At 49.9% G+C, this 4059-nt stretch carries 5 protein-coding genes; 4 read left to right on the plus strand and 1 reads right to left on the minus strand.

The window, feature by feature from the left end; genetic code table 11:
* The coding region (locus PHF27_RS13600; RefSeq protein ID WP_363320074.1) for an electron transfer flavoprotein subunit alpha/FixB family protein at positions 1 to 991 on the plus strand (991 nt) is incomplete at its 5' end.
* A 40-nt stretch (positions 992 to 1031) separates the two neighbouring features.
* A complete protein-coding gene (locus tag PHF27_RS13605) occupies positions 1032 to 1232 on the plus strand; it encodes a DUF2007 domain-containing protein (RefSeq protein ID WP_018702484.1) in 201 nt (66 codons plus the stop codon).
* A 70-nt stretch (positions 1233 to 1302) separates the two neighbouring features.
* Here the strand turns inward: PHF27_RS13605 and PHF27_RS13610 are convergent, their stop codons facing one another.
* Complete coding sequence (locus PHF27_RS13610; protein WP_300071196.1) at positions 1303 to 2421, minus strand: acyltransferase; 1119 nt, start codon at positions 2419 to 2421, stop codon at positions 1303 to 1305.
* 195 nt (positions 2422 to 2616) lie between these two features.
* Here PHF27_RS13610 and dat point away from each other — a divergent pair, with 195 nt between their 5' ends.
* Both dat and PHF27_RS13620 read left to right on the plus strand, forming a co-directional pair.
* On the plus strand, positions 2617 to 3468 hold the full coding sequence (gene dat, locus PHF27_RS13615; RefSeq protein ID WP_018702486.1) for a D-amino-acid transaminase: 852 nt from the start codon (positions 2617 to 2619) through the stop codon (positions 3466 to 3468).
* A gap of 73 nt (positions 3469 to 3541) precedes the next feature.
* Positions 3542 to 3883: a hypothetical protein gene (locus PHF27_RS13620; protein WP_026319368.1), complete on the plus strand. Its 342-nt coding sequence runs from the start codon at positions 3542 to 3544 to the stop codon at positions 3881 to 3883.
* Positions 3884 to 4059: the final 176 nt, after the last annotated feature.

Here is a 4059-nt window from a genome sequence, read left to right on the forward strand (position 1 = left end):
GGCATGGCAGGATATCTGGGTATATATAGAAGGAAACGGACCGGGTGATCTCCGGGGTGTTTCCTTAGAACTTTTGGGAGTCGGTCGGGCGTTGGCTGATGCCGCTGGGCAGAGCTTGGCGGCTGTTGTCTGTTCGTATGGAACCCAGGAATGGGAACCCTTTCTTTTTGCTTACGGCGCAGATTTGGTTTACAATGCGATAGCGCCCGGCTTGCAGCCGTATACTACAGATGGGCATGCAAGCGCTCTGAGCAGCTTGGCGGCAGAGCATAAGCCAGCAGCCCTCCTTTTGGGCGCTACGGCCAATGGGCGGGATTTGGCGCCTCGGGTTGCAGCAAGACTGCAAACTGGGTTGACCGCAGATTGCACCAGTGTGGCCTATCAAGAGGATTCGGGGCGAATTGTTTGGACGCGGCCGGCTTTTAGCGGTAACATTATGGCAACCATTGTCAGCGATAAATATCCGCAAATGGGAACGGTGCGGCCTGGAATTTTTAAGCGGCCCAGGCAACAACCGGGACGAAGCGGTTCTTCCGTTCGTCAAGAAGTGCTCTTGCCGTCGCTGGCGGCGAAAATCTTAGAATTTCGACCTGGAAAGATGGCGGCAGTCAAGCTGGAGGAAGCTTCGGTTATTATTGCCGGAGGCCGAGGCATGGGCAGTGCTGAAAATTTTCAATTGCTGCAGCAGTTGGCTGACGCTATGGGTGGTGTTGTAGCCGCCTCCAGGGCGGCGGTAGATGCGGGCTGGCAATCGCATGTGGTCCAAGTGGGCCAAAGCGGTAAAGCCGTTGGACCTAAACTGTATCTTGCATGTGGAATTTCCGGTGCGGTGCAGCATTTGGCTGGCATTGGCGGTGCCGATATTGTGGTGGCTGTGAACAAAGATCCGGATGCTCCCATTTTTCGCATGGCCGACATTGGTATTGTGGGAGATGTGTTGGAAATCATCCCGGCGTTGATCCGGGCAGTGGAAGAGACCAAAAGAGGCTGAATTACAGCGAGCCAGGAATTTAGGAGGCAAAGAAAAGCGTATGTGGACTGTCATTTATATTGCCACAAACCGTGCTCAGGCGGAACAACTGAAAGAGTTGCTGTGCCAAGAAGGAATTTTGGCCAACATCCGGCCTGCGGGTGCCATGGCAGCCGCCAATGACGGCTTGCATGAGATTCTGGTTCTTGAATCGGAAGCGGACGAGGCGCATGCTATTTTATGCGAGCATGCAATCAAGTAAACTATGTGATCAGAAATGAAAAGAAGAAGCGTAAGAGCGAGAGCCCTTTTACGCTTCTTCTTTTTTTCTTTCATCGACGAGATCCAGAACCGGTGAGAATCCAGGAGAGTCCGGGGATAAAGCGGCTGAGAAAACGAAAGGCTATGGCGGCGCAGAGACTGCCGCCGGCAGCCCAGAGGAAAAAGAGAGGAATGCGTTCCGGAGTCAGTTCCAGCGAAGCGTCGGTAAGCCATTCCATGGCATAGTACATAAAAAAAGGATGCACGAGGTATACGAAGTAAGAATGCCGTCCCAAAAGGGAAAGGAGCCAGGAAAGCGAGCCGGGCAGGGGACGATCAAAGAGGGCGAAGAGCCAAAAGGTGGCGCCAAGGGTATACAGCATGCCGGGGGGGCTGAGCTGCTGCGCGGCATTGACAGCGTCTTCCAGAGAATAAGACAACTGAAGGACCAGTATGTAGTAGTAGCCAAGCAATAGGCCCAAAGAAGCCAAAGCGGCAAAAGACAGGGATGAAAAATATCGTTGCAGGAGCTTGCGAAATTGAGATACACGGACGGCGCAAACACCTCCTAGTAAAAAGAGAAATACATAATGCCACGGCCAGTAACTGAGGCGGTATTGGAGAAGTAAATTCAGCCAGTAATCTTCTTCATGCGGACGGAAGAGGGCGTAGGACCAATAGTTGAAGGCCATCTGCAGAAAAAAAAGGCAGGGAAGCAGCCAGATCCTTTTGCCGGATAGCTGGCGCACTAGAGGACGCCACAAAGGCATGAAGAGATAAAACCAAAGCAAGATGACCAAAAAATATAGTTGATAGGATCCTAAGCCAAAGAGGAAATAAGATTGTAAAAAAGGATCATCCCAGATGTGCTCGTCGCCGCTTGTGTAAGTATAGTGTGTCATATAGAGAAGAGACCAGGTAAGATAGGGAATCAGAACGGTCCGTAGGCGCCGAATCAGAAAGCGCCCGTATTGAAAAGGTTGCTCCAAGTCATCGTTTAAAAATAAGCCGAAGGCGGAAATGAAAAAAAAGATGGGTACGCTAAAACGGCTGGCGATTTCCAACAGGGCGAACAGATGAATATCCGGCTGCGCATAGGAAAGAGAAAAAGCGCCTGTGTGAATGCCGACTACTCCAAGCATAGCAATGCCTCTAGTGGCTTCTAGAGAAAATAAGTGTATTTTGGCCATGAAACACCTCGATTATCGCTGTATTTGCGAAACTATAGGTACTGATAGATTGGAAAATGTCAAATTATTAGAAAAAGGTCATTTGACGCTCTTCAAGCATACTACTATACTAAAAGCATGAGAAGCTGCGGTCAAGAGCGAGAGCATTATAGAAGATGATTATCATTAATCAGAGGACAGGAAAGGAAGACGAACATGAAGGCTTTGGGGTATATTGACGGACGTATTGTGGAATTAGATCAAGAAGTAGTATTGTTGGAAGATCGGGGCTATCAATTTGGCGATGGTGTGTATGAAGTTACCAAAGTTCATCAGGGGCGATTGATTGCTTTTGAAGCGCATATGTTTCGCTTATATCGTTCGTTACGAGAATTGCGAATTCCAGTCACCTATACGATGGAAGAATTTCAAGAGATGCACGAGCAGTTAATACGGGAAAGCGGCATTGCTGATGGCGCCATCTACTTGCAACTTACGCGGGGAGCAGCGCCGCGAAGTCATGCTTTTCCTAAACAGAGCTGTCCGGTTCTCACGATGACTATTCGCCCGCAGGCGCAGACGGAGGAGGATGTGCATCTGCAAGGTGTTTCGGCGCTGGTATTGGACGACATCCGTTGGCTGCGCTGCGATATTAAATCCTTGAACTTATTGCCGAACATCCTCGGTAAACAAGAAGCGAAAGAGGCTGGCTGCTATGAGGCCGTGCTGGTGCGAGACGGGAAAATTACGGAAGGTACGTCAAGCAACTGTTTTGTCGTTAAGGATGAAGTGTTATGGACGCATCCTTTGAATAATTTGATCTTGCCAGGTATTACCCGGCAGATTGTCTTAGACCGAATCGCTAAACCTTTAGGCCTCGCCGTTTTGGAGAAAGCCGTTACCCCTGAATTTGCTTATGGAGCGGATGAAGTCTTTTTAACAGGAACCAGCACAGAAGTGATGCCTATAGTCAAGCTGGGGCGGCAAACAATCGGGAATGGCAAGCCGGGAGCGCTCACCTTGCGGTTGCTAGCGGAATATCGGAAGCTGGTCCAAGAAGGAATTTGACGCGGCGGTTGACGCGGGTAACCAGAGGATGATAGGATAAGAGGCAAAGAAGAATGAGGAGGAAACAGTGCCTGTGAATCAGACGTGGTTAATAGTATTTGCCCTGCTAATGGGCGGCAGCCTGATAAAAATGCTGCTGGTACACCCTTTAATTTGGGTGGGCATTGATTTGGTGATTCTTGGCGCCGCATATCAGGTGCTGAAACGGGATCCTCTGGTGAATGTGCCTCATAGCATGAAGCTTTTGGGCGCATTAACGGCGATCAATGTAGTTGTGGACTTGGGAATTTTAGAGGCTTGGATGGGGAATTTTGCCGTATTAGGTTTAGTGGGCTGGATGATATACCGCAGCCGCAGCGGCGGTGGCGGTGGTGGTTCCGCGCGACGTCAGCAACGGCATAAATGGAATAAGTAATATTTTGCGTCAATGACGGCCGCGCTTAGAAAAGTGCGGCCGTTCTTTGTAGGAGGTGAAGCGGTGCGTCGCGCTTGGGGCTTGGAATTGGCTTTGTGGATGGTTGTACTTATTTGGGCGGGAAATTATATTGTAGGTAAAATCGGCATGCGTGAGTTCTTGCCGCAGATTTTTAC

Source organism: Anaeromusa sp. (genome assembly GCF_028691475.1).
In the GTDB taxonomy this organism is placed as follows: Bacteria; Bacillota; Negativicutes; order Anaeromusales; family Anaeromusaceae; genus Anaeromusa.

Bases quoted from the DNA above. Each gene is read 5' to 3' on its own strand.
- PHF27_RS13605 (WP_018702484.1), top strand. From the start codon at position 1,032: ATGTGGACTGTCATTTATATTGCCACAAACCGTGCTCAGGCGGAACAA.
- PHF27_RS13610 (WP_300071196.1), bottom strand. From the start codon at position 2,421: ATGGCCAAAATACACTTATTTTCTCTAGAAGCCACTAGAGGCATTGCT.
- dat (WP_018702486.1), top strand. From the start codon at position 2,617: ATGAAGGCTTTGGGGTATATTGACGGACGTATTGTGGAATTAGATCAA.